This is a genomic window from Roseinatronobacter thiooxidans, assembly GCF_001870675.1.
In the GTDB taxonomy this organism is placed as follows: domain Bacteria; phylum Pseudomonadota; class Alphaproteobacteria; order Rhodobacterales; family Rhodobacteraceae; genus Roseinatronobacter; species Roseinatronobacter thiooxidans.
Window position 1 is genome coordinate 68,589 of record NZ_MEHT01000001.1, and the last position, 21,223, is coordinate 89,811.

The window sequence follows — 21,223 nt, forward strand, 5'->3', positions numbered from 1 at the left end:
CCGATGGTTGTCCAGATCGGGACCCTGTTACAGATTGCGCCGCGCTATGACGCTATCATTCTGGATCAGTGGGGCGTGCTGCATGATGGCACCACCCCCTATCCCGCTGCGCAGTCTGCGCTTGCGCAGCTGCACAAGGCGGGGGTGCGGCTTGCGGTCTTGTCCAATTCGGGAAAACGCGCGGCCCTGAATGCCGCGCGGATCGAGTCCATGGGCTTTGCGCCAGAGTGGTTTGAACTGGTCATGACGTCGGGCGAGGCGCTGTGGCAGGATATCCAGACACGCGCTGTCACCGACAGGGTGTTTTTCCCCATTGAAGCCGCATCGGGGGATGCGCTGTCATGGTCGGACGGGATAGAGGTTGCGTTTACGTCAGAGATGTCGCGCGCGGATGCCGTCTTGCTGATGGGATTGGGCGATGCGGGGCACGCGCACCGCGCCCTTGATGAAGCGCTTGCGCGCGCCCTGCCCGTCTATTGCACCAATCCCGATCGCGCATCGCCGCGCGCAGGCGGGGTTACAGTGCCATCGCCCGGCGCATTGGCCCATGCCTATGCAGCGGCAGGCGGCACAGTCCGGTTCTATGGCAAGCCACATCTTGCCGTGTTTCGCGCGATCGAGCGTGCGCTCGGGGTTGCGCCTAATCGCCTGCTTATGGTGGGCGACAGCCTGGAGCATGACATTGCAGGGGCGGCGGCAGCGGGCTGGCATAGTGCCTTTATCGAAGGCGGGCTTCATCGCGCCACATTCGCAGCATGCGAAGACGCGCCTGCCAGTTTGCAGGCATTGTGCCACGAAACAGGCTTCGCCCTGCCGGATTTCACACTTTCAACACTGAGGTAGAGATGATCACTCCGACCACCTTTCCTGCGTTCCGTGCCCTTTCGGCACGGCTGGGGCAGGACCGGCTGCGCGTACAAGGGCCGGGCGGCAACACCTCTCTCAAAGAAGGGGATGTGATGTGGGTGAAAGCATCGGGCACAGAGCTGGCAGATGCACAAACCGCCGATATCTTCGTGGCGGTGGACCGCGCCGCAGCACTGGCCGAAGCCCGCGAACAGGCCGGGGACGGGTCGTGCAGGGCCACAATTCTTGACCCCACGCTCAGCCTTCGCCCCTCGATCGAGACGACATTTCATGCCGCGCTGGACTGGCCTGTTGTGGTGCACACACATTCCGTCGCAACCCTGACCCATGCGATCAGCACCGAAGGGTTGCGGATTGCACAGGAAAAACTGGCAGGGCTGCCCTGCGCCTTTGTACCCTATGCCAAGCCCGGCTTGCCGCTGACGCGCAACATCCTGCGCTGCATCGGGCGGCGCACGCAGGTCATTGTACTGGCCAATCACGGGCTGGTCATTTGTGGCCCGAATATCGCCGCCACCGCCGATCTGATGGAAGAGGTGGAAACCCGCCTTGCAATGCAGCCCAAAGACACAGAATGGCCAATGCACGCCCATCCGCCGCCCGACGGGTTTTCATGGGCGCAGGAAAGCTGGATCGCCACCGACCCCGTCGCCTGTGCGCGTGCAATCGCTGGCTCTTACTATCCGGATCATGTGGTCTTTCTTGGGCCAGCTTTGCCGCGCGCCGACCATGCGGGCAAACCACCCGCCTTTGTAGTCGAGGGGCGCGGAATAGCACTTCGCCTGAACGCGACAGCATCGCAAAAAGCGATGCTGCGGTGTTTGTCCGATGTCTTGTCACGGCTGCCCATAGGCTGGAACGCAAAGGCCATCGGGCCAGATGCCGAAGCCGAATTGCTGAACTGGGACGCAGAAAAATACCGTCAGGCGCTGGCGGCCCGATCATGACCGCATTGGCATTGGGCATAGACCTTGGCACATCGGGGGTCCGGTCTGCAGTGCTGGACCCCACCGGCAGGCCGCTTGCCTCGGCGCGCAGCGCATATGGCCCGCGCGACAGTGACCGCTGCACCCCCGAGGCATGGTGGGCCGCCGTCACAAACTGCCTGAGCGCGCAAATGCGCAGTCTTTCACAGATCGGGCACAGCCCTGCCGAAATCACCCGCATCGGTGTTGACGGAACATCTGGCAGTCTTGTCCTGACCGATCGCGCATTGGTGCCTGTAACCCGCGCGCTGATGTATGACGATGCGGGCTTCACCCGCGAAGCCACACTTATCGCGCGGCACGCGCCCCAATCCCATGTCGCCAATGGCGCAGGCTCTGCGCTGGCGCGGGCCTTGCGCCTTGTCGCAGAAGACCCGTCAGCACGCGCAGCACATCTGCTGCATCAGGCAGATTTCATCGCAGCACGCCTTATGGGCAAAGGCGGCATGACCGATTACAACAACGCACTCAAGACAGGTCTGGACCCCGCAGCCGCAGCATGGCCGGACTGGATGGCAAACTTGCCCTTGCCTGCCCATCTGCTGCCCCATGCGCTGCCCCCCGGCGCACCCTTCGGGCCGGTTTGTGCGACGGTTGCCACTATGTTTGGCCTGTCGCGCGCCACGATGGTTCATGCCGGAACCACAGACAGCATCGCCGCATTTCTCGCAGCGTCCGATCTGACCCAAGGGGCCGCGGTCACGTCTTTGGGCACAACACTTGCGGTCAAGCTTTTTTCCGCAACCCGTATCGATGCGCCCGAAATGGGGCTTTATGCACACAGGCTGGGCGCAGGCTGGTTGTTGGGCGGGGCCTCTAACACCGGCGGGGGCGTGCTGCGACATTTTTTCGACGGGCCACAGTTAACTGCCTTGTCCGAAAAAATTGACCCTGCGCAGACAAGCCCGCTGGAATATTACCCGCTTTTGAAGACAGGAGAGCGCTTTCCTGTCAACGACCCAACCCTTGCCCCCCGCCTTGAGCCGCGCCCAACAGATGATGCCGCATTCCTGCACGGTTTGCTTGAAAGCATCGCGCGGATCGAAAAGCAGTCATATGACGTGATGGCAGCGCTTGGGGCCGGATTTCCCCATTATGTCACAACTGCCGGTGGTGGCGCGGAAAACGACACCTGGACAAAGATCAGGGCGCGCGTGCTGGGCGTACCCGTCTATAAAACACCAACCCCCGAAGCCGCTGTCGGTACCGCGCGACTGGTTCAATCCGGCATCTCAGCATAATCAGGCGCGCCCCGCGATCAGGGCAGCGCCGTCACATCGCGGGTCAACTCTGCAGGGCTATAGCTGGCGGATGGGGCTTCCTTGGGTATAGGCGCGAATGGCCTCGACCGTCTCGCCATAAAACAGCCGCCATGTGGCTTGGGTGACATAACCCAAATGCGGGGTCAGCAGCAGCTGGCCATTCTCGATCAGATCGCGGTCGCGGATCGCATGGTTCTTGGGCAACGGCTCGATATCGAAGACATCCAGCGCCGCCTTGCGCGCGGGCGCGGCGCGCAGCGCATCCAGCAAGGCACCCGTGTCAACAATTGGCCCGCGCGACGTGTTCACAAGCATGGCGTCGGGCTTCATGGCCGCAAGCGCTGCGGCATCGACAAGGTTGCGTGTGCGCTCTGACAAGACAAGATGAATGGAAACGGCATCCGAGCGCGCCATCAGATCCGCCAAGCCAAAGGCGCGCGTAATTCCCAACTCGGCGCAGCGCGCATCGGTCAGGTTCTGTGACCAAGCAATGATATTCATCCCGAATGGGCGCGCACGTTCAACCATCTGCGCCCCAATCGATCCGGCACCGATCAGGCCAAGCGTCATTCCATCAAGGTCGCGCCCAAGCCCCAACTGCCACCCGCCCGCAGCGACAGAGCGCGCCTCGGGAAGCAGGTTTCGGGCCATGGCCAGAATCAGCGTCATTGCGAATTCGGATGTGGTTGTCTTGCGCCCCCCAGTGCCGCACACAGTAATCCCGCGGGATTTCGCGGCCTGTGCATCAAGGGCCAGATTCCGCATTCCACTTGTCACGATCAGCCGCAGTTTCGGCAGTCGCGCAATCAGCGATGCGGGCATTCGGGTGCGTTCGCGCATCAGGCAAATCACGTCAAACGGGGCAAGGCGCGCGGCAAGTGCATCTTCGTCATGCAGCGTATCCTGAAAGACTGTTATCTCGGCCTGAAGACTGTCCCAATCCGCCATGCCAAGGGCACGCCCGGCCCAATCATCCAAGATTGCGATACGCATCACTTTACTCCGTCTTTGGGTGGTTTCCGGCGCGCCTGTCCAAACTATAAGCTCTTTAAGTCGCGGCGGTAAGTCGCACAACGTGACGGGTCACAAAAATTCCACGCAGGCGCGTGACGATGGGCAGCGCTTGCGATGCTGGTTAACAGTTGCATGTGACGCATAGATGCACGCGCTTCGGCCTTAGGGCCACGACCCTTTTTTGTTGCGCGTCTGCGTGGCAAAGCCCGCCACATTTGCGGCCAGACTAGACATATCTTGTGGCCGCAAATACGCCGGTATCGCAGACTGTCAGTCCACGATACCCAGCGTCTTCAAGTCGGAATAGGCAGGCTCACGGCCATCTTCGTAAGCATTCGATACGTTTATGGCTGCATACAGACGGTCAAAACCGGCACCGATCGCGGCCAAAGCCGCCAGAATGCGGTCAAGGATCAGTGTCGAAGCGGGTACAGTCGTAACGCTGTGCATGATGTCTTTCCTTTCAGGATGACCATCAATTATGCCCGTGGCGGCTATGTTGCAACGCAGCATAGCGTAATCCGGCTATGCGTCAGGCGCATAGCTTTGTCAGTCTTCTTCGTGAATTGTAGACATGAAACGTATTTTCGCGCGCTCGACATGGCGAAAGAATGCCTCTTGCGCGCGCAGCCGGTCGCCAGACGCCACTGCGTCAATCATTTCGGCATGTTCGCGGTTCGACACCGCCAATCCGCCCGCCTGCACCAGCGATCTGGCGCGGCACAGGTGCAGTTTCTTGACGAAACCGCGATATTCCGTTGCAAGTACCTGATTATTGGTCGCCGTGATCAGGAAGTCGTGAAAGGCAAGGTTCTTGCGGTAATAGTCTTCGAAGGACCGCGCCTTTGCTAAGACTTCCATCTCCTCGACAAAGCGGTACATGGTTTCAAGCATGATGTCGGTCAGCCGGTCTGTCAGAATCCGGCCCGCCAAACCAAACAAGGCGGCGCGCACATCATACAGCCCCATCGCCTCGCGCGTCGAGATTGACCTGACAATCACGCCCTTGTTTCTGGCCATTTCCACCAAGCCCCGCGCGGCAAGGGCTTGCATGGCTTCGCGCAAAGGGCCACGGCTTGTGCCAAAGCGGCGCGCCAAGTCGATCTCGATCAGGCGCTCTCCGGGCTTGAACTCTCCGGCAAGGATCAGCTTCTCCAGCGCCTGCTCAATCTGCTCGGTGCGCGAAACAGACCTGTCGCTCATATCGCCCGTATCAGGGGCGTGGTCTGTAGATAAGGTCATATCGCTACCATATTTCACTTGCTCAGGGCTTAACCGTTACAGCAAAGCGGGCATGCGCTGAACCGCTTTTTCCCTCAAGCGCCCGCCCCGATTGCCTGAAGGATCGCGCAGCCCATCTTGTTGGGGCTGCCTGTGCCAGCACAATAACCCCCGTGCGCAGACCAACACCCCCACCAGCCCTGACAATATCTCTCGCGTTTCGCCCGATCGGCGGGTTTGTCCAACCTATAGGCTGGCCTGCACAACCAGCAGCGCAGGCCATGCGGATATAGGCAGGGACGATTTCATGTCCGATTTCACCCCTGTTTAATCCGCAAGGCCCGGCCATGGGTCATGCGCTCACTGCACCTTCGCTGGAACAGCGCGCGATTTCCGCGATATCGCTTAGCTCAGGGCTGCGCCATGCCAGTTGCAACAGCTTTTCAGTTGCAGCCTCACCAATAACCAAGGCCGACTGCACTGTGAACTTGTGGTCGATCTGGGCATCGGTCAGCGGCACGTCACGGCTGCCTATCGCGCGCTCGATATGCTGCGTCATTGTGCTGCCATCCTTGAAGGTCACCTCAACCGTGACCGACGCCTCGTGGCAAGAACTGTCCGCCGTCGCGTGAATCCGGTCGCGCAAATCGACCACCGCGGCGTCATTCACCATCTCATCCGTAAAAGCAGTGGGCGCGCCATCGCCATGCAGCAAAGCGACTGCGGCAGAATGGAAGACGCTGAACTTGCCTTCCAGCCCTGTGCGCGGGGTGCGTTTGCCGGTCAATTCCAGCACCAGCGGGTGCGTGGTCAGATGCACCGAGGCAATATCGGCAACGCGCGCTCCGATCTGTTCGCGTATCTTCTGGCACCCTTCAATGGCAGGGTGAATCACGATCCCGCAGGCAAATGGTTTGTAGCTGTTCAGCGCGGCTTCCCAACGCTGGCCCAGATCGCCCAGAATTTCGGACCAGTCCTGCTTGTCCGACATGACGCTGGCAAAGCCGCGCGGGGCCTCAATTGCACGCTCGGAACTGTCAAAGCCTGCTTCGGCCAGCAAGGCCGACATCATGCCATTCTGCGCGGCACGTCCGGGGTGAAAGCTTTTGGTCATGGTGCCGAACATCTCGCGCAGCCCCGAGGATTGGCTGGCAGCCAGACCGAACGCCCATTGCAGCCGCTGACAATCCAGCCCGATGGCCTTGCCAACCGCAGCCGCAGCCCCGAAAACACCCGCAGTGCCTGTAATATGCCAGCCGCGGTCGTAATGGTGGGGGTAAACTGCATTGCCGATGCGGCACTCCACCTCGACCCCGACGATCAGCGCGGTCAGAAAATCCTCGCCCGACATTGGCCGGTTTTCAGCCAGCGCCAGCAGTGCCGATGCAACAGGACCAGCCGGATGGATGATCGTTTTCAGATGCGTGTCATCATAATCCAGAACATGCGAGGTAATGCCATTCAGCAATGCCGCATGGGCCGGGTCCAGCCGTTCGGGGCGTCCCAAAACAGTTGCGCTGGGTTTACCGCTCAGCGGGATAACGGCGCGCAGCGCGGCATCCACGGTTTCATGACGTGCCCCGCCAACAGCGCAGCCAACCCAGTTGACGAATGTACGCAACCCTTCGCGCCGCACATCCGCCGGAATATCCTTCCCCTCTAGGTCCACAACCCATTGGGCCAGAAGCCGCGTGACTTCGGGTGTACCCGGGGGGGTTTCTTGATGTCCGCTCATGTTCAGTATCTCCTTTTCAGCTGACCGCCCGCGCCAGCTTTGGCACCGGCCAAATTTGTATGACAATACACATTTATTAGACACATATTGTCAACACTTTGAATCAGGAAAAGTCTGGGAGCAGCCAGCGTCAACCCAGCTTTGAAACCTGCTATGGGCAATTTCTTCCAATATCTTGATATAATTTATACAGCATTTCCGCCGCAGCACGCCGCCCCACACTCAGAAACTTTACGCAAGCGCGCAGGGCTTCAATTTTGCATTGTAGACAAAATAACCATATGGCGGAACTTCGGCGTAGATTGTCCGACCAAGACCCGGCCCATGGTCACAGAAAACCGTCATCGGCCAGACCACCAGAGGGTAGAGCCACCACTTGCGACAGCGCGCTTGGCCCCGATCGCACAAGCACCCGCAGACAAGTGGCAGGCCGTAGCGGCCGCACAACGTTATCCCCTGCCACAAGCCAAGAGCAGCCCTAAAGCCTGCGCAGATATTTAAAAGCTTATTTCGGCCTTCCCCAGATCAGCCGTGCCATGATTGGCGCGCCGGTGATTACCACGATCAGGCGCATCAGATGGTGGATGACGATGAAACCCAGATCAGCACCCGCCACAATCGCCAGAATTGTCATTTCTGCTTGCCCACCGGGCGCAAAGGACAGGAACGCTTCCAGCATGGGCGCGCCACCGATCTTATGCGCCAGCACCGTGAACACACCAGCAAGGGCAGCCAGAATAACCGCAAAGGCCGCACCCGCCGCCACGTCGTGGCGCAACTCGCCCAGTGTGACGCCGCGAAACTGCATGCCGATGCCCATGCCAATGAAGAACTGCGCCGCCATGATCGCCTCGGCAGGGGGGCGATGGTGCAGGATGTCACCAAGTGACAGGGCCGTGGCAAGGATCATGGGGCCAAGGATCGCCGCACCAAACAGCCCGATCCGCACCCCCCCTTTCCAGCCGACCAGCGCAACCACCACCATGATTGCCATTTCACCCAACGGCACCTCTCGGGCAGGTGCGCCAATGGGCTGGTCAAGGCCTATGCCGAAAGGGCCTGTCAACAAAACCGGCACCAGCGTGACAATAACCAGAACCCGTGTGGCGTGAATCAAGGACAGCGCGCGGGGGTTCGCGCCTGCCTCTTGCCCGAAAAGCACCATATCCTGAAACCCGCCGGGCATGGCCGCGTAATAGCTGGTGATACGGTCAAAGCCGCAGACACGCTGGAAAAACGGCACCCCCACCAGACCGATGATCGCCACATAAACAGGGATCATCGCAAGGGTCATGGCCATTAGCGGGACTTGGCCCAAAATCGCAGGGGTGATCGACGCGCCGACAGCCACACCCAAAACAGTGCGCGCCGCAACCGAGACCTGACCTGCACCCTGCATGCGCACCCCCGCAAGGGCCGCGAACAGACAGGCGAACATCGGCCCGAACAGAAAGGGCAAGGGCAGCGAAAGAAGCTCGAACACCCCGACACCGACAAGGGCGATGGAAAACGTTATCAGGCGGGCGCGTGTAAACATGGCGACTCTCGAATTACATAGCTGTTGCATACTCTTGTATCCAAGTGTATGCAACATGAAACCCGCAGTCACAGAGTCTCCCATGCGCAATTCATCAGAATCCGTCGCCGACCTGCCCCAAGGCCAGAATGCCTATGACAGGCTGCTGGAAGACATCCGCCTTGGTGTGCTGCTTCCCGGTGCGCGCCTGCGCGAGGTTGAACTGGCCGCGCGCCTTGGCATTTCGCGCACCCCCGTGCGCGAAGCGCTGCGGCGACTGGAAGCAGATGGTCTGGTCGAACATCTGCCACGGCAAGGCGCCAGCCTGCGGCGGCTTGGCTATGCCGAGGTGATGGAACTGTACGAGATGCGCGCCGTGCTTGAAGGCACCGCCGCGCGGCTGGCCGCCCGCGCCGCATCCGACCTTGAATTGCACGAATTGTCCGAAATCAATGCCGCGATGACAGCAAGCGATGTGCCCACCGAGGTGGCCCGCCTGAACCGCCAGTTTCATACCTCGCTGATCAACGCCGCCAAGAACCGCTATCTTCAAAGCGCGATCGGGGCGATGGCGCGGACATTGCTGATACTTGGGCAATCCACCTTGTATGACCCTGCCCGCAGCACCAGCGCGGCACAGGAACATGACCTTTTGCTGCGCGCGCTGCATGCGCGCGACGGCGAAAGGGCCGAAGAGTTGATGCGCGCCCATATCGAGGCGGCGCATCGCATCCGCCTGCGCCAGTTGCGCGCAGCGGGATTGATGGACGGAATCGAACCGAACGGGGGCAACAATGTTGCAATATGATGTGGTGGTCGTCGGCGGCGGGAATGCCGCGCTTTGTGCCGCAATCGAGGCCGCAGAGGCAGGCGCGCGGGTGGTGATACTGGAATCCGCGCCCGAACATATGCGGGGCGGAAATTCGCGGCACACCCGCAATTTCCGCTGCATGCATCATGGGCCTTTGTCCGTGCTGACAGACACTTACGGCGAAGATGAATATTACGACGACCTGCTGCGCGTCACCAAAGGGCAAACCGACCCCACACTGGCCCGCCTTGCCATCCGCGACAGCGAAGCCTGCCTGCCATGGATGGAACGGCATGGCGTCATTTTCCAAGGCTCCCTCTCGGGCACCTTGTCGCTGGACCGCACGAATGCGTTTTTCCTTGGCGGCGGCAAGGCGCTGGTCAATGCCTATTACGCCTGCGCCGAGGATCTGGGCGTAACGATCCGCTACAACGCCGAGGTGCTGCATGTCGATCTTAGCGACGGGCGCTTTCACAGCGTCACGCTTGCGGATGGCGAACAGATCGCGGGGCGCGCGGTGGTGCTGGCCTCTGGCGGGTTTCAGGCCGATCTTGACTGGCTGACCCGCGCATGGGGGCCAGGGGCCGAGAATTTCCTGATCCGTGGCACGCCCTATAATCGCGGCGTTGTGCTGCGCGATGTGCTGGATCAAGGCGCGCAATCGGTGGGCGACCCTACACAATGCCATTGCGTGGCCATCGACGGGCGCGCGCCGAAATTCGATGGCGGCATCGTCACGCGGCTGGATTGCGTGCCCTATGCGCTGGTGGTCAACCGCGATGGCGACAGGTTCTATGACGAAGGCGAAGATGTCTGGCCCAAACGCTACGCCATCTGGGGCCGGCTGGTCGCCGCTCAGCCCGACCAGATTGCCTATGCCATTACCGACCAAAAGGCGCAGGGGCTGTTCATGCCCCCCGTCTTCGCGCCGGTAAAGGCCGAAACGCTGGGCGGGCTGGCGCAGGCGCTTGGCCTGTCGGGCGATGCACTGGAAAAAACTGTAGCGCGCTATAATGCCGCCTGTCAGGATGGCAGCTTCACCCCCGGCGTGCTGGACGGGCTGGCCACCAACGGGCTGGAGCCGCCCAAAACCAACTGGGCGCGCCCGCTCGATACACCGCCCTATTACGGCTATATGCTGCGCCCCGGCGTCACCTTTACCTATCTGGGGCTGAAAGTGTCCGAGCGCGCGCAGGTACAAGGCGCGCATGGCCCGCTGCCCAATGTCTGGGCCGCAGGCGAGGTGATGGCAGGCTCGATCCTTGGGCAAGGCTATCTGGCAGGGTTCGGTATGACCATTGGCACCGTTTTCGGACGCATCGCAGGACAGGAGGCAGCATCCCATGCTGGATAACACCCCGAACTTACAAGACGAGGCCGCGCGCCAGTTCCAGATTTGCAATTCCTGCCGCTATTGCGAAGGCTATTGCGATGTGTTTCCGCAGCTTTTCGCCCTGCCAGAGATGACAGCGGCTTCGGCAACCCATCTGGCCAATCTATGCCACAACTGCCGCGGCTGTTATTACGCGTGCCAATATTCCCCCCCGCACGAGTTCGACCTGAACCTGCCCGCTGTGCTGGCCGAATTGCGGCAAGACACATGGGAACGCCACGCGCGCCCGCAGGCCCTTGCACGCGTGTTCCATTCCCATGGTGTGGCCGTAGCCGCCGCACTGATTGCGGGCTTTGCGCTTTTGTTCTTCCTTATGGCCACGCTGCGCCCTGAAAGCGGCGAAGGGTTCTATGCCTATCTTGCGCATAACGCGATGGTGGCAATCTTTGCGCCCGCTTTTCTGTTGCCCCTTGCAGGGCTTGCCTATTCCCTGCGCAGCTATTGGCGCGAGATTGGCGGCGGGCGGATCACATGGGCCAGCCTGCGCCATATGGGCAGTTCTGTCGCGCGAATGAAAAACCTGTCCGGCGGGGCAGATCAGGGCTGCAATTTCGAGCAGGGCGCGCGCTATTCCAACGCCCGCCGCTATGCGCATCAGGCCACGCTGTGGGGCTTTCTGATGTGCTTTGCCGCGACATCTGTTGCGACGCTGATGCATTACGGGCTGGGCTGGGAAGCGCCCTATCCGTTCTGGTCACCCCCCAAACTGCTGGGGGTTCCGGGCGGCATTCTGCTATGCCTTGGAACAGGTGCGCTGGCATGGCTGAAACTGCGCGCCGACCCAGAGTTGGGGGCCGCGCGGGTCTGGGGCGGCGAGATGGCCTTTGTGCTGCTGCTGTTCACGGTATCCGCAACGGGCCTTGCGCTTTATGCCGCCACCGGCACCGGCGCTGTGCCTGCCTTGCTGGCAATACATCTGGGCGCGGTCTTCGCATTCTTCGTCCTAACACCCTACACAAAGATGGTGCATGGGTTCTACCGCACCGCCGCGCTTTTGGCGCGGCGATAAGGTGAATGGGGACATAAGATAAGCCGCACCACGTCATGACGTGGTGCGGCGAGCCTTGGTTCATGCTGGATAGATTTATGCCAGGCAAATCCGCGAAAGAGTAAGGCTATGCGCAGCGCCAAGCCAAATCGCCGCGCGGGTGCACAGCCCTGTGGGGCGCGGCGGGCCTACGCCCCTTGAATCCGCGCATAGCTTGCGACCGAATGGCAACTTCATCGCTATGCTTTAACGTGTCACCCCGTCCCAAACCCCGCGCGGCACCATGACACTGCCGCGCGCCAGAAGGCGGGCGGTACGGGTCAGGCCGGCGGCACGGATTTCGACGCCCGTTTCCGACGCCGCGAAATCCAGCAGCACATCCAGCGCGCCTGACGGGTGTTCGATCTGCATCGCCGCTGGCCCTGTGGCGGGCACATCCGACAGCCCATCGGCAACCGACCCTTTCAGCACAGCACAAGCGGCAAGGCATTGCCCCCCTGTAACCGCCATGCTGGGATGGCACGCCCAAGGCGTAAGGTAGCGCGCGCGCAGGCTACCGCCTGCAAGCGGCGCAGAAATCAGCCCCACTTTGGGCGTGACAGAGCCGGAAACATCTGCCCCCAGCCCCATCATTGGCCCCGCCTTGCAGCGCAGCGCCTCGACCCGCGCCAGAAGGGCGGTGTTTGCGTCAATTTCCTCGGGGGTTTCGTCGCCGCGCAGGCCCATATCAGCAGCGCGCAGAATCATCATGGGCATCGCCACGTCGATCATCGTCACCGCGACCCCGTCAATCACATCGCACGCATTCCCTGTCGGCAGCAGTGATCCGCACATAGTGCCGACCGTGCCCATGAAACTCAGCGCCACCGGCGCGGCACTACCGGGCAAGCCGTCAAGCGTGGTGCCCCCCTCATAGGTGACGCGGCCATCCGGGGTCTGCACAACCGCATCCACCAGCGCGCCCGTATTGACCGCGCGAATGCGCAAGCGCGTCTGCGGCCCCCGCACCGGCACCAAACCCATCTCTATTGCCGCAGGCCCCACGCCTGACAGGATATTCCCGCAAGTCGGGCGGAAATCGACCTCTTCGCGCATCGGGTCCACCTGCGCGAAGAAGTAATCAATATCGACCCCCTCAACGGTCGAGCGTGACAGCATGGCAACCTTGGTGGTCACCGTCGCACCCCCGCCGATTCCGTCAATATTCAGCACATGACCGGACCCAAGCACCGCGCGCAGCACAGCCGCCAATTGGCCCCGATCATCGGGCAGGTCAGCCGCGTTGAAGTAAGGGCCGCGCGATGTGCCGCCGCGCATGAACAGAAAGGGGATTTCAGTTTGCATGTCTCAGTCTCAGCTAAATGGCCATGGAAGCCGGTAAAGGTCTTGCAGCACCCCGCCCGGAAAGCGCATGTTCAGCGCCGAGGCGAGGGTCAGCACAAAGCCTGCGCAGCCCGCAGTCAGGATCACAGTCATCAGCCAGCTTGCTTTTGCGCGCAGCTTCAGGAACGCCACAAAGAAGGTGACCAGCGCAATGGCAAAACCGAACAGCGCCGTCAGCGCCACAAGCGAGCCGACCCATGCAATGGCCCCAAGGGTCGAGCGAAGCGGCACCCCTTCGGCCTGCGCCTCATGCTCGGTATCGCTGGAGACAGCATGGTTCGGCTTGCCGAAGACCAGAAGCCCCAGAACCACCGCCGTGAATGCTGCGCCCGCGCAGGCCATGATCAATGGAAAGACCTGCCCAAGAAAGCTTTGCTTCAGCGCATCTTGAATGCCCACCGCGAAAAAGGCCAGCGCGAGAGCCGCGAAAATAATCTGCGGCAAGCGCGCGCGGATATTGGCGGCAGGGCCCCTGCCGCTGCCGCTGTCGCGCGCCTCGACTGCCAGAATTTCCGCAGGCGTCGCCTCGGACACGCGGGCGCGCAGGCCCAGCCAGATTGACCCTGCAGTAATCCCGATGATGATCATAACCCCTGTGCGGGTCAGGAATTCCCAGCCATAGAATTGCACGGCCTGATACAGATATGTCTCGGCCTGTGTGGCCAGAACAAAACCAATCAACAATGCAGGGCGCGGCCAGCCAAAGCGGCGCATATAAACACCCAGCACACCAACGACCAGCAGCGTGATCAGGTCATCCAGCGTGCGCGTTGCCTGAAAGCCCGCAAAGCAGATGACCGCAATCATGAAGGGCGCAAGCAGTTTGAACGGAATCAGCGTCAGTTTGGAAATCGGCACCGCCAGAACGATGCACAGCCCCGCCCCCAGCACATTGGCCAGCGCAAGGGACCACACGATTGTATAGGTCAGGTCCAGATTGCTGCCCACCATCGAGGGCCCCGGCTGGATGCCAAGCAGCACCATGCCGCCCAAGAAAACCGCCATCGCGCCGCCACCGGGAATCCCGAACAAAAGCGTGGGCAACAGCCCGCCGCCTTCTTTGGCGTTATTGGCCGATTCCGGCGCGATCACGCCGCGCACATCGCCTTGGCCGAATTTCGGGTTATCCTTGACGGTCTGGACCGCGTGCCCATAGGCGATCCAGTCCACCACGGTGCCACCCAGCCCCGGAATGGCACCGATCAACGCCCCGATGCCGGAACAGCGCAGCGTCAGCCACCAATTTTTCATCACATCGCGGATGCCCTGAAACCAGCCTGCGCCCAGCGTGTTATGCTCTGATATCGCGCGGTCACGGCGCAGCAGATCGACAATTTCGGGCACCGCAAACAGGCCCAGACCAATAATGATCAGCGGGATACCATCGTAAAGGTAATCCACACCATAGACCATGCGGAATTCGCCCGTTGCAGGTGCGCCCCCGATTGACCCGATGATCAGCCCCAAAGCACAGGCCGCCACGCCTTTGACCAGCGACTTGCCCGCCAGCACGCCAACCATTGACAGCCCGAAAACCGAGAGCATGAACAATTCGGCAGATGAAAAGGCCAGAATCACCGGTCGCGCGATCAGAACAAAGCCTGTCAGCACCACCGCGCCAATCAATCCGCCCACAAGTGACGCGAAAAACGCCGCCGACAGCGCGCGCGCCGCCTCGCCGCGTTTGGCCATTGGGAAGCCGTCCAGCACAGTGGCTTGCGACGCGGACGATCCGGGAATGCCCATCAGCACGCTGGCAAAAGTGTCCGATGTGGGGATCACCGCAACCAAGCCGATCAGCATGGCCAGCGCCGATGTCGTGTCCATGCCGTAAAGGAACGGAATCATCAGCGACAGGCCCGCAATCCCGCCAAGGCCCGGAAAAATACCGATCATCAGCCCGACAATCACGCCGATCATCATGTAACCGATATGCTGTAACGTCAGGATATTCGTCAGGGCAGAGACAAAAATATCGAACATGAGAACCCTCCGATGGGCAAGCGGGCAGATCGCACACAAGAATGCGGCGAAGCGGCGTCAGGCATGGGAAAAGAAAACCCCTCCGGCCATGGCAATGGCCGAAGGGGTGGTACAGGGCTTAGTCGCCCAGACGCACGTTATATTCGCTTTCCAGCATCTCGACGACCATGGCGCGAACCTCGGGGTCGATATTCGTGCCTGCGGTGAACAATGCCTCGGCGGCACGGTCGGTCACCTGCTCATAGCTGCCAAGTGCGGCAACGAATGTGTCCAGATATTCTGGGTCTGCGAAGACATCACGCCATGCCTGACGATAGGTCTCGACCAGCTCTTCTGACGCGCCTGCGGGCAGAACAACCATTTTCTGCGCAGCAAAACCAGCCGTGTTGAACGCCTTATATGCGTCATACATCGGGCCGGACGGTGCTTCGCCATGCACCATTTCATAGACTTCTTCCAGAATTGGCAGATCGGGGAAAGTTGGGTCGCGCTGCGGATTGCCATCTTCATCCAGAACGCCCCATGACATCAGGGGAACCGCAGTGCCTTCTTCGACAAGCGGGGTAACGTTGTTGATGAAGGCGGAAGAGGTTTGGTAATCGATATTCACCTCGCCACGTTCAAAGGCCAGACGCCCGTCGCCGCGCCCGCCAAAGCCGAACACATAGTTCACATCCAGCCCCAGCAGTTTGAACGCCAGCATCGGCACCAGATCAAGCGATGTTGCGCCCTGGCTGGCATAAACAAGCCGCTGCCCTTGCAGATTGGCGACATCGTCAATGCTTTCCACCCCGGTCGAAGGCGAAACATAGGCCACGCCGCCTGTCGGGCCGACCATCACAACCGACCAGTCCTGATATTCATAGCGCACGCGCGGATCGCCCAGCAGATAGGGGAATTGCGTGGACCCGGATGTTCCCAGAATGGTCAGCCCATCGGGGCGGGCGCGCTGCGCGAACAGGTTTGTCCCGCGGGTCGATCCGCCACCGGGTTCATTGACGACAACCACTGTCGGGTTGCCGGGCAGGTGCTTGGACAAAAACGGCGCATTGAATCGCGCCCATGTGTCAGAACCGCCACCCGTGCCGAAAGGAATGATCCATTCAATTGTCTGGCCCGAAAAATCTGTTTGCGCCAGCGCAGGCGCACCCAGTGTGACCGCCGCTGCTGCCGCAGCAATATAGCCCAGCGCCCCGCGCCGGGTTGATGTTGTCGATGTCATGTTGACCTCCCAAGTCATTTTGCGCACAGTCGAAAGAGCGCCTCTACACTCTACCATGCTATGGCACTCGTAACCACCAAACCTGTCAGTATTCTGTCAGAACGCCAGAAAACAACAACCACCGGCTGGAAGAAGCGATGCGGATTGTGCTGATCGAAGACCACGCCATTCTTGCGCGCGCGCTGATCCAGTCGCTTCAGGATGCCGGGCACGCGGTGGACTGGCTGCAAGACGGGCAGGAAGCTGACAGCTTTCTGGCGCAGAATGGCGCGGATCTTGCCGTGGTGGATGTGAACCTGCCCGGCCTGAACGGGTTGCAAATTCTTGGCCGGTTGCGCGCGCGCGGGCAAAGCTTTCCGGTACTGATGCTGACAGCACACGGGCAGGTGTCCGACCGCGTGGCGGGCTTGGATGCGGGCGCAGATGACTATCTGGTCAAACCCTTTGAAATGGCCGAACTGCATGCCCGTATCCGCGCCCTGTCGCGCCGCCCTGCCGAAGCGCGCAGCGAGGTAGAGGTGATTGGCGGCGTCACCTATAACCGCGCCGCATGCAGCCTTGTGACCAGCGCAGGCGCATTGACCATCTCGCGCCGTGAACTGGCCTTGTTTGAAGCGTTGATCGAGAATATCGGGCGCGTGCGGTCCAAAGACCAGCTGGGCGAACGCATTTACGGGATCGGCGCAGATATCGAAGCCAATGCTGTCGAACTTCTGGTCTCTCGGTTGCGGCGCAAGCTGGACGGGCATGGCGTGTCCATTCGCACGCTCCGCGGCCTTGGCTATATGATGCAGGTCGAAAACGCATGAGGCGCGGCGGGCTATTCAGGCGCAAGCCCTTTGCAGGCTCGCTGCGTTTGCGGTTGTTCGTGCTGATTATCCTGCCGCTTGTCGCAGTGGCCCTTGTGGCCGGTGCCCTGCGCTACTGGCAGGCACAAACCCTGTCACAAACGCTTTATGATGATGCCTTGAAAGTTGTGGCGCATGTGGTCGCCCGCGAAGTCATCATCACGCAGGGCGATGTTGTCACCGATGCGCTGCTGAATTCTTTGGTCGGGGTGTTGGGTGATCCGATTTTCTACAATGTCTCGGCAGCCGATGGCCGGATTCTGGCAGGCTATACCGATATGCCCGATGATATTATCCCGGCGGACCGGCAAAGCAGTGACCCCTATTTTTTCAATTTCATCTATAATGACAGGCCAGTGCGCGCCGTTCTGCTGCGCGAATTCATCGCCGACCCTTTCTTTGACGGCTGGACAACAGTTCTTGTCTGGCAAACCACGACCCAGCGCCGCGCGCTAAGCATGACCATCCTTAAACAGGCGCTTGTCACACTGGCCTTGGTGCTGGTCACGGCGGCGGCGACTGTCTGGGTGGGCATTACGCAGGGCGTGCGGCCCCTGATCGACCTTCGGGAAGCGGTGTCATTGCGCAGCCCGTCAGAGCTTGGCCCCATAAGGCGCATTGTCCCCAACGAAGTGCGGCCGCTTGTTCAAACCATGAATTCCCTGTTTTCAAGGCTTCAGGCCGAACTGCACCGGCGCAACACCTTCATCTCCAACGCTGCGCATCAAATCCGCAATCCGGTTGCTGCCATACGCGCCCAAGCCGAAGCCGCCCTCTCGACCAAAGACGCAAACCAGCGCGAGGCCCGCTTGCTTGACCTGCACGAAGCCGCCAGCGACCTGTCCCGCCTAAGCCAGCAACTGCTAAGTCTGGAAGCGGCAGATCATTCGACGATGACAAATGTCCAGCCATTAGATTTCACACAGCTTGTCGCCGACATGGCGCGCAAAACGGCCCCGGCCGCGTTGAAACAAGGGGTCGATATTCACCTGAACGCGCCCGAACAGGGTTTGACCGTGACCGGCAATGACATCTTGCTGCGCGAAGCCATTGAAAACCTGCTGGATAATTCCTTGCGCTACGGGGCTGTCAATGGTGGCGAATTGAACCTGACACTGCACCGCGACAACCAGCGCGCCATGCTTTTTGTCGAAGATGACGGGCCGGGCATACCCAAGGCGGCCTCGGAACTTGTGTTTGAACGTTTCGTGCGCTTGCCGCAAACCAGCAAAAAAGGGCAGGCCGAGTCCGGCTGCGGCCTTGGATTGGCAATCGTACGCTCGATTGCAGCCGCACATGGCGGGACATGCTATGTCCGAAATAAAGAACAAGGATGTTGCATTGTGCTGGCCTTGCCCTTGGCAGGCGACAGCAATGTCCGAGAAAGTTGATAGGTTTTTCGGTTTCAAATTACCGTGCAACAAGAAGTTACAGGCCAAGTCACCTGACTGACGGTTCCCGCAATGCGTCGCAACAGGCGCGTGTGGGACTTAACTTTTGCGGGCCAGCGGTAGCCACCTTGCCGCCCCCCGCGCGCCCCAGAAGCCACGCGCCCACAGGTTGCACAATTTCTGAGTAAAGTAGAAAAAGCACCCAAAACAACGCCGCACTGCAGCGCTTTCTTCTGGCAATCCCTGACTCTTGCTGATAACTTTATATGGTAATGGTATCTTTCGCTGGTAGTTTGCCCTTTCTCTTAAATCTTCAGACTTGGAAGACGCAATGATTCTGGTTGGGATTTTCTCATCTTGCGTGCTGTCATTTTTTATTGTCATTTTTTCCCATAAAATTAGGGCATTAATGCGAGAGCGTGCCGACACCGAAGCAGTGCAGGCCTCGCATGAGGGGGACCCGCTGCGGTTGGGCGGCTTTGCGATCATGGGCAGCCTGATTGTGATGCTGGGCTATACCGCCCTATCCTTTCCAACCGGCATGGCAAGTCTGATCCTGATCTCCGCGATCCCAGTTCTGCTGGCTGGCGCGCTAGAGGATTCGGGCCGTGCTGTCTCGGCCAAGATGCGTTTGCTGGCGGCGGGTGTGTCGTCAGTCTTTGCCATAGCGCTGCTGGGCTTCTGGATCGAGTCGATTGACTACGCATATATCGATTATCTTCTGGCGTTTCCGGTGGTCGCAATTCTGGTGACAATCCTGTTCACATCGGGCTTTTGCCACGCCTTCAACTTAGTGGATGGTATGAACGGTCTGGCCGCGCTGATCGGAATGGTTGCGGCGGCGGGGCTGGGCTTTATCGCGTTTTCCAATGCAAGCCCCGATATTGGCCGCTTTGCCTTTGCCCTGTTTGCCGCGATTGCCGGTTTCGCTTTGCTGAACTGGCCATTCGGGCGCCTGTTTCTGGGCGATGCAGGGGCCTATGGGATTGGGCACATCCTGGCGTGGACAGCGATCACCCTGTCTGTCACGCGCCCCGAAATTGCGGTTCCCGCGCTGGTCCTTGTGCTGTTCTGGCCACTTGCAGACACGCTGCACACCATCTTGCGCCGCCTGTTGCGGCGGAAAGAGGTTTTTGCACCGGACAAGATGCATTTGCACCAAAAAGTGCGGCGCGGGCTGGAGATTATCTTTTTCGGCAGCCGGAAAAGGAAACTCACAAACCCGCTTACAACTGTGGTGCTGATGCCACTCATTGTCGCGCCTGCGCTAACGGGCATGTGGCTGGCACAGGAACCAACCTTGGCATGGATCGCCCTTCTTGTGTTTTTCACATTGTTCAGTGCGACACATGTGGCCGCGATCTACATCTCCAGAAAGCTGCGAAGCCCGCAATCGGCATACCCGAAATATCAAGGCATCGGCGCACCAATTGCAGAGCAGTATTAAGAAATTCAAACCCTGCCCTGCCGTGCGCGCACATGACAGTGGCAGGGCCGCGACGGCACGTTCTGCGGCAAGATCACGAAACCCGCCAAGCACGCGCCGCCCTTGCCGGGCATTCAGTCAAGATGTTCGGGCAAATCCTTAAGCTGATCTTTCGTCCAGGCTGTATGCCCGTGCACCTTTCCTGCCCCGTCCCGCATCAGATGCACCTGATCACGCCCAAGCCTGACGGGTTTGGACCCGATGCCCAGAAATCCGCCCACATCGACAATCACTTCCATAGTGACCCCTGTGCCATGCAGATGTGAGATTGTGCCGATCTTCTCGTCTTCCGGCCCGTAAACAGGGGCATTTACAAGGGTGTCTTCGGTCAACTCGCTGGTTGCAAGCGGGGTATATGCGCTAAGGTCCATGTCTCTCTCTCCTTTGATGTGCAGGGTAAAGATGCCATCGGCAAATGGGGTAGAAGCTCGACTGCCATTTCGTTGGCCATGGCGAGAAATCGGGAAAACCGCCACATTCTTCGTGCCATTGCGCCCGATTGACATGCCGAGGGCACCTTCACCCACCTAACCCACAGCAGCGCGACGCGTTCCATTGGGGTCATGGCGGTGCAAGGGTCTGCGGCTTACCGAGGGGTGCCCCCTTGTAGCTGGCACTTGCGCAATAAGACCTGCGTAGTTTCCGGCCCTATCCGGCTGTTTTTGCAACGCGTAACCTCTGGCAACGGGGCAAAACCCGCCGGCACGGAAATGTCACACCTGTGAAGCGGAAATGTCACATCTGCGAAACAGCGCAGGAACAGTTGAAGCAATTTCGTTACATCATGAGATTTTTCATATATTATCCAGAGATTGTGCAGTGTGACAGACGCAGAGGGAATCGCTCATGGCCTATCATAGCAAGGACGGGCAAGAATTCGTCGGTGTGCGGGCGTCTCGGACAGGGAAAAAACAGATCGTTTATGACGCATGCGCAGGCAAACGGATCGTGCTGACAATCAAAAACAATAGCGTCACATCGCATGCAATCGACGCAGTTTTGCGCGAAGGGATTGGCGCACAGAGAGTGCTTACAGGAGTGCTAAAAGCGCTGGATAAGCGGAATATCGCGTTCGAGTTGCCACAGGCTGACAGTTAACTCGCCAATCCGGGAAACT

19 protein-coding genes are annotated in these 21,223 nt (G+C 60.0%); 10 read left to right on the forward strand and 9 right to left on the reverse strand.

Annotation, left to right across the window (positions count from 1 at the left end; genetic code table 11):
* The first annotated feature begins 3 nt into the window (after positions 1-3).
* Genes BG455_RS00295 through BG455_RS00305 form a run of 3 tightly spaced genes read left to right on the forward strand, consistent with a single transcriptional unit; the run spans position 4 to position 3,094 of the window.
* The gene (locus BG455_RS00295) at positions 4-843 is read left to right on the forward strand and encodes a TIGR01459 family HAD-type hydrolase (protein WP_071467954.1); all 840 of its coding nucleotides are present in this window, start codon (positions 4-6) and stop codon (positions 841-843) included.
* Positions 844-845: 2 nt separating this feature from the next.
* Positions 846-1,814, forward strand: coding sequence for a class II aldolase/adducin family protein (locus BG455_RS00300; RefSeq protein ID WP_071467955.1), 969 nt, complete (start codon positions 846-848; stop codon positions 1,812-1,814).
* Positions 1,811-3,094 (forward strand): FGGY-family carbohydrate kinase, encoded by a 1,284-nt coding sequence (locus tag BG455_RS00305; RefSeq protein ID WP_071467956.1) that lies wholly within the window; start codon positions 1,811-1,813, stop codon positions 3,092-3,094. Before BG455_RS00300 ends, BG455_RS00305 begins: the two co-directional genes overlap by 4 nt.
* 57 nt (positions 3,095-3,151) lie before the next feature.
* On the opposite strand, the gene BG455_RS00310 is transcribed toward BG455_RS00305, so the two are convergent.
* The 5 genes from BG455_RS00310 to BG455_RS00330 all read right to left on the reverse strand — a co-directional run bounded on the left by BG455_RS00310 (position 3,152) and on the right by BG455_RS00330 (position 8,622).
* The gene (locus tag BG455_RS00310) at positions 3,152-4,108 is read right to left on the reverse strand and encodes a D-2-hydroxyacid dehydrogenase family protein (RefSeq protein ID WP_071467957.1); all 957 of its coding nucleotides are present in this window, start codon (positions 4,106-4,108) and stop codon (positions 3,152-3,154) included.
* Positions 4,109-4,399: 291 nt separating this feature from the next.
* A complete protein-coding gene (locus tag BG455_RS00315; protein ID WP_143079848.1) occupies positions 4,400-4,579 on the reverse strand; it encodes a hypothetical protein in 180 nt (59 codons plus the stop codon).
* Between the two features lie 99 nt (positions 4,580-4,678).
* Positions 4,679-5,371 (reverse strand): GntR family transcriptional regulator, encoded by a 693-nt coding sequence (locus tag BG455_RS00320; RefSeq protein WP_071467959.1) that lies wholly within the window; start codon positions 5,369-5,371, stop codon positions 4,679-4,681.
* 331 nt (positions 5,372-5,702) lie between these two features.
* Positions 5,703-7,085 (reverse strand): MmgE/PrpD family protein, encoded by a 1,383-nt coding sequence (locus BG455_RS00325; RefSeq protein ID WP_071467960.1) that lies wholly within the window; start codon positions 7,083-7,085, stop codon positions 5,703-5,705.
* A 505-nt stretch (positions 7,086-7,590) separates the two neighbouring features.
* Positions 7,591-8,622, reverse strand: a complete 1,032-nt coding sequence (locus tag BG455_RS00330; RefSeq protein ID WP_084386050.1) for an AbrB family transcriptional regulator — start codon at positions 8,620-8,622, stop codon at positions 7,591-7,593.
* Positions 8,623-8,704: 82 nt separating this feature from the next.
* On the opposite strand from BG455_RS00330, the gene BG455_RS00335 reads away from it, so the two are divergent.
* The 3 genes from BG455_RS00335 to tcuB are packed head-to-tail and all read left to right on the forward strand — an operon-like array spanning position 8,705 to position 11,814.
* Positions 8,705-9,409: a GntR family transcriptional regulator gene (locus BG455_RS00335; RefSeq protein ID WP_071467962.1), complete on the forward strand. Its 705-nt coding sequence runs from the start codon at positions 8,705-8,707 to the stop codon at positions 9,407-9,409.
* The gene (gene tcuA, locus BG455_RS00340) at positions 9,396-10,766 is read left to right on the forward strand and encodes an FAD-dependent tricarballylate dehydrogenase TcuA (protein ID WP_071467963.1); all 1,371 of its coding nucleotides are present in this window, start codon (positions 9,396-9,398) and stop codon (positions 10,764-10,766) included. Before BG455_RS00335 ends, tcuA begins: the two co-directional genes overlap by 14 nt.
* A complete protein-coding gene (gene tcuB, locus BG455_RS00345) occupies positions 10,756-11,814 on the forward strand; it encodes a tricarballylate utilization 4Fe-4S protein TcuB (RefSeq protein ID WP_071467964.1) in 1,059 nt (352 codons plus the stop codon). The genes tcuA and tcuB overlap by 11 nt, the downstream gene beginning before the upstream one ends.
* Positions 11,815-12,039: 225 nt before the next feature.
* Here tcuB and BG455_RS00350 read toward each other — a convergent pair whose 3' ends face one another.
* From BG455_RS00350 to BG455_RS00360, 3 genes are all read right to left on the reverse strand, one after another.
* Positions 12,040-13,137, reverse strand: coding sequence for a 4-oxalomesaconate tautomerase (locus tag BG455_RS00350; RefSeq protein ID WP_071467965.1), 1,098 nt, complete (start codon positions 13,135-13,137; stop codon positions 12,040-12,042).
* 9 nt (positions 13,138-13,146) lie between these two features.
* The gene (locus BG455_RS00355) at positions 13,147-15,159 is read right to left on the reverse strand and encodes a tripartite tricarboxylate transporter permease (RefSeq protein WP_071467966.1); all 2,013 of its coding nucleotides are present in this window, start codon (positions 15,157-15,159) and stop codon (positions 13,147-13,149) included.
* Positions 15,160-15,277: 118 nt separating this feature from the next.
* Positions 15,278-16,381, reverse strand: coding sequence for a Bug family tripartite tricarboxylate transporter substrate binding protein (locus tag BG455_RS00360; protein WP_071467967.1), 1,104 nt, complete (start codon positions 16,379-16,381; stop codon positions 15,278-15,280).
* Between the two features lie 137 nt (positions 16,382-16,518).
* Between BG455_RS00360 and BG455_RS00365 the strand changes: the two genes are divergently transcribed.
* The 3 genes from BG455_RS00365 (at position 16,519) to BG455_RS00375 (ending at position 20,067) form a co-directional block, all read left to right on the forward strand.
* Positions 16,519-17,190, forward strand: coding sequence for a response regulator transcription factor (locus BG455_RS00365; protein WP_071467968.1), 672 nt, complete (start codon positions 16,519-16,521; stop codon positions 17,188-17,190).
* Between the two features lie 59 nt (positions 17,191-17,249).
* Positions 17,250-18,620 carry a sensor histidine kinase gene (locus tag BG455_RS00370; protein WP_170124765.1) on the forward strand — a complete coding sequence of 457 codons (1,371 nt, stop codon included), beginning with the start codon at positions 17,250-17,252 and terminating at the stop codon, positions 18,618-18,620.
* 409 nt (positions 18,621-19,029) lie between these two features.
* Positions 19,030-20,067: an MraY family glycosyltransferase gene (locus BG455_RS00375; protein WP_170124764.1), complete on the forward strand. Its 1,038-nt coding sequence runs from the start codon at positions 19,030-19,032 to the stop codon at positions 20,065-20,067.
* A 113-nt stretch (positions 20,068-20,180) separates the two neighbouring features.
* Here BG455_RS00375 and BG455_RS00380 read toward each other — a convergent pair whose 3' ends face one another.
* Positions 20,181-20,477, reverse strand: coding sequence for a PRC-barrel domain-containing protein (locus tag BG455_RS00380; RefSeq protein ID WP_071467971.1), 297 nt, complete (start codon positions 20,475-20,477; stop codon positions 20,181-20,183).
* A gap of 475 nt (positions 20,478-20,952) precedes the next feature.
* Here BG455_RS00380 and BG455_RS00385 point away from each other — a divergent pair, with 475 nt between their 5' ends.
* Positions 20,953-21,204, forward strand: coding sequence for a hypothetical protein (locus tag BG455_RS00385; protein ID WP_071467972.1), 252 nt, complete (start codon positions 20,953-20,955; stop codon positions 21,202-21,204).
* Positions 21,205-21,223: the final 19 nt, after the last annotated feature.

What these genes read in the sequence shown, in the direction of transcription:
- BG455_RS00295 (WP_071467954.1), top strand. Translation starts at nt 4, where the DNA reads ATGGTTGTCCAGATCGGGACCCTGTTACAGATTGCGCCGCGCTATGAC.
- BG455_RS00300 (WP_071467955.1), top strand. Translation starts at nt 846, where the DNA reads ATGATCACTCCGACCACCTTTCCTGCGTTCCGTGCCCTTTCGGCACGG.
- BG455_RS00305 (WP_071467956.1), top strand. Translation starts at nt 1,811, where the DNA reads ATGACCGCATTGGCATTGGGCATAGACCTTGGCACATCGGGGGTCCGG.
- BG455_RS00310 (WP_071467957.1), bottom strand. Translation starts at nt 4,108, where the DNA reads ATGCGTATCGCAATCTTGGATGATTGGGCCGGGCGTGCCCTTGGCATG.
- BG455_RS00315 (WP_143079848.1), bottom strand. Translation starts at nt 4,579, where the DNA reads ATGCACAGCGTTACGACTGTACCCGCTTCGACACTGATCCTTGACCGC.
- BG455_RS00320 (WP_071467959.1), bottom strand. Translation starts at nt 5,371, where the DNA reads ATGACCTTATCTACAGACCACGCCCCTGATACGGGCGATATGAGCGAC.
- BG455_RS00325 (WP_071467960.1), bottom strand. Translation starts at nt 7,085, where the DNA reads ATGAGCGGACATCAAGAAACCCCCCCGGGTACACCCGAAGTCACGCGG.
- BG455_RS00330 (WP_084386050.1), bottom strand. Translation starts at nt 8,622, where the DNA reads ATGTTTACACGCGCCCGCCTGATAACGTTTTCCATCGCCCTTGTCGGT.
- BG455_RS00335 (WP_071467962.1), top strand. Translation starts at nt 8,705, where the DNA reads ATGCGCAATTCATCAGAATCCGTCGCCGACCTGCCCCAAGGCCAGAAT.
- tcuA (WP_071467963.1), top strand. Translation starts at nt 9,396, where the DNA reads ATGTTGCAATATGATGTGGTGGTCGTCGGCGGCGGGAATGCCGCGCTT.
- tcuB (WP_071467964.1), top strand. Translation starts at nt 10,756, where the DNA reads ATGCTGGATAACACCCCGAACTTACAAGACGAGGCCGCGCGCCAGTTC.
- BG455_RS00350 (WP_071467965.1), bottom strand. Translation starts at nt 13,137, where the DNA reads ATGCAAACTGAAATCCCCTTTCTGTTCATGCGCGGCGGCACATCGCGC.
- BG455_RS00355 (WP_071467966.1), bottom strand. Translation starts at nt 15,159, where the DNA reads ATGTTCGATATTTTTGTCTCTGCCCTGACGAATATCCTGACGTTACAG.
- BG455_RS00360 (WP_071467967.1), bottom strand. Translation starts at nt 16,381, where the DNA reads ATGACATCGACAACATCAACCCGGCGCGGGGCGCTGGGCTATATTGCT.
- BG455_RS00365 (WP_071467968.1), top strand. Translation starts at nt 16,519, where the DNA reads ATGCGGATTGTGCTGATCGAAGACCACGCCATTCTTGCGCGCGCGCTG.
- BG455_RS00375 (WP_170124764.1), top strand. Translation starts at nt 19,030, where the DNA reads ATGCGAGAGCGTGCCGACACCGAAGCAGTGCAGGCCTCGCATGAGGGG.
- BG455_RS00380 (WP_071467971.1), bottom strand. Translation starts at nt 20,477, where the DNA reads ATGGACCTTAGCGCATATACCCCGCTTGCAACCAGCGAGTTGACCGAA.
- BG455_RS00385 (WP_071467972.1), top strand. Translation starts at nt 20,953, where the DNA reads ATGGCCTATCATAGCAAGGACGGGCAAGAATTCGTCGGTGTGCGGGCG.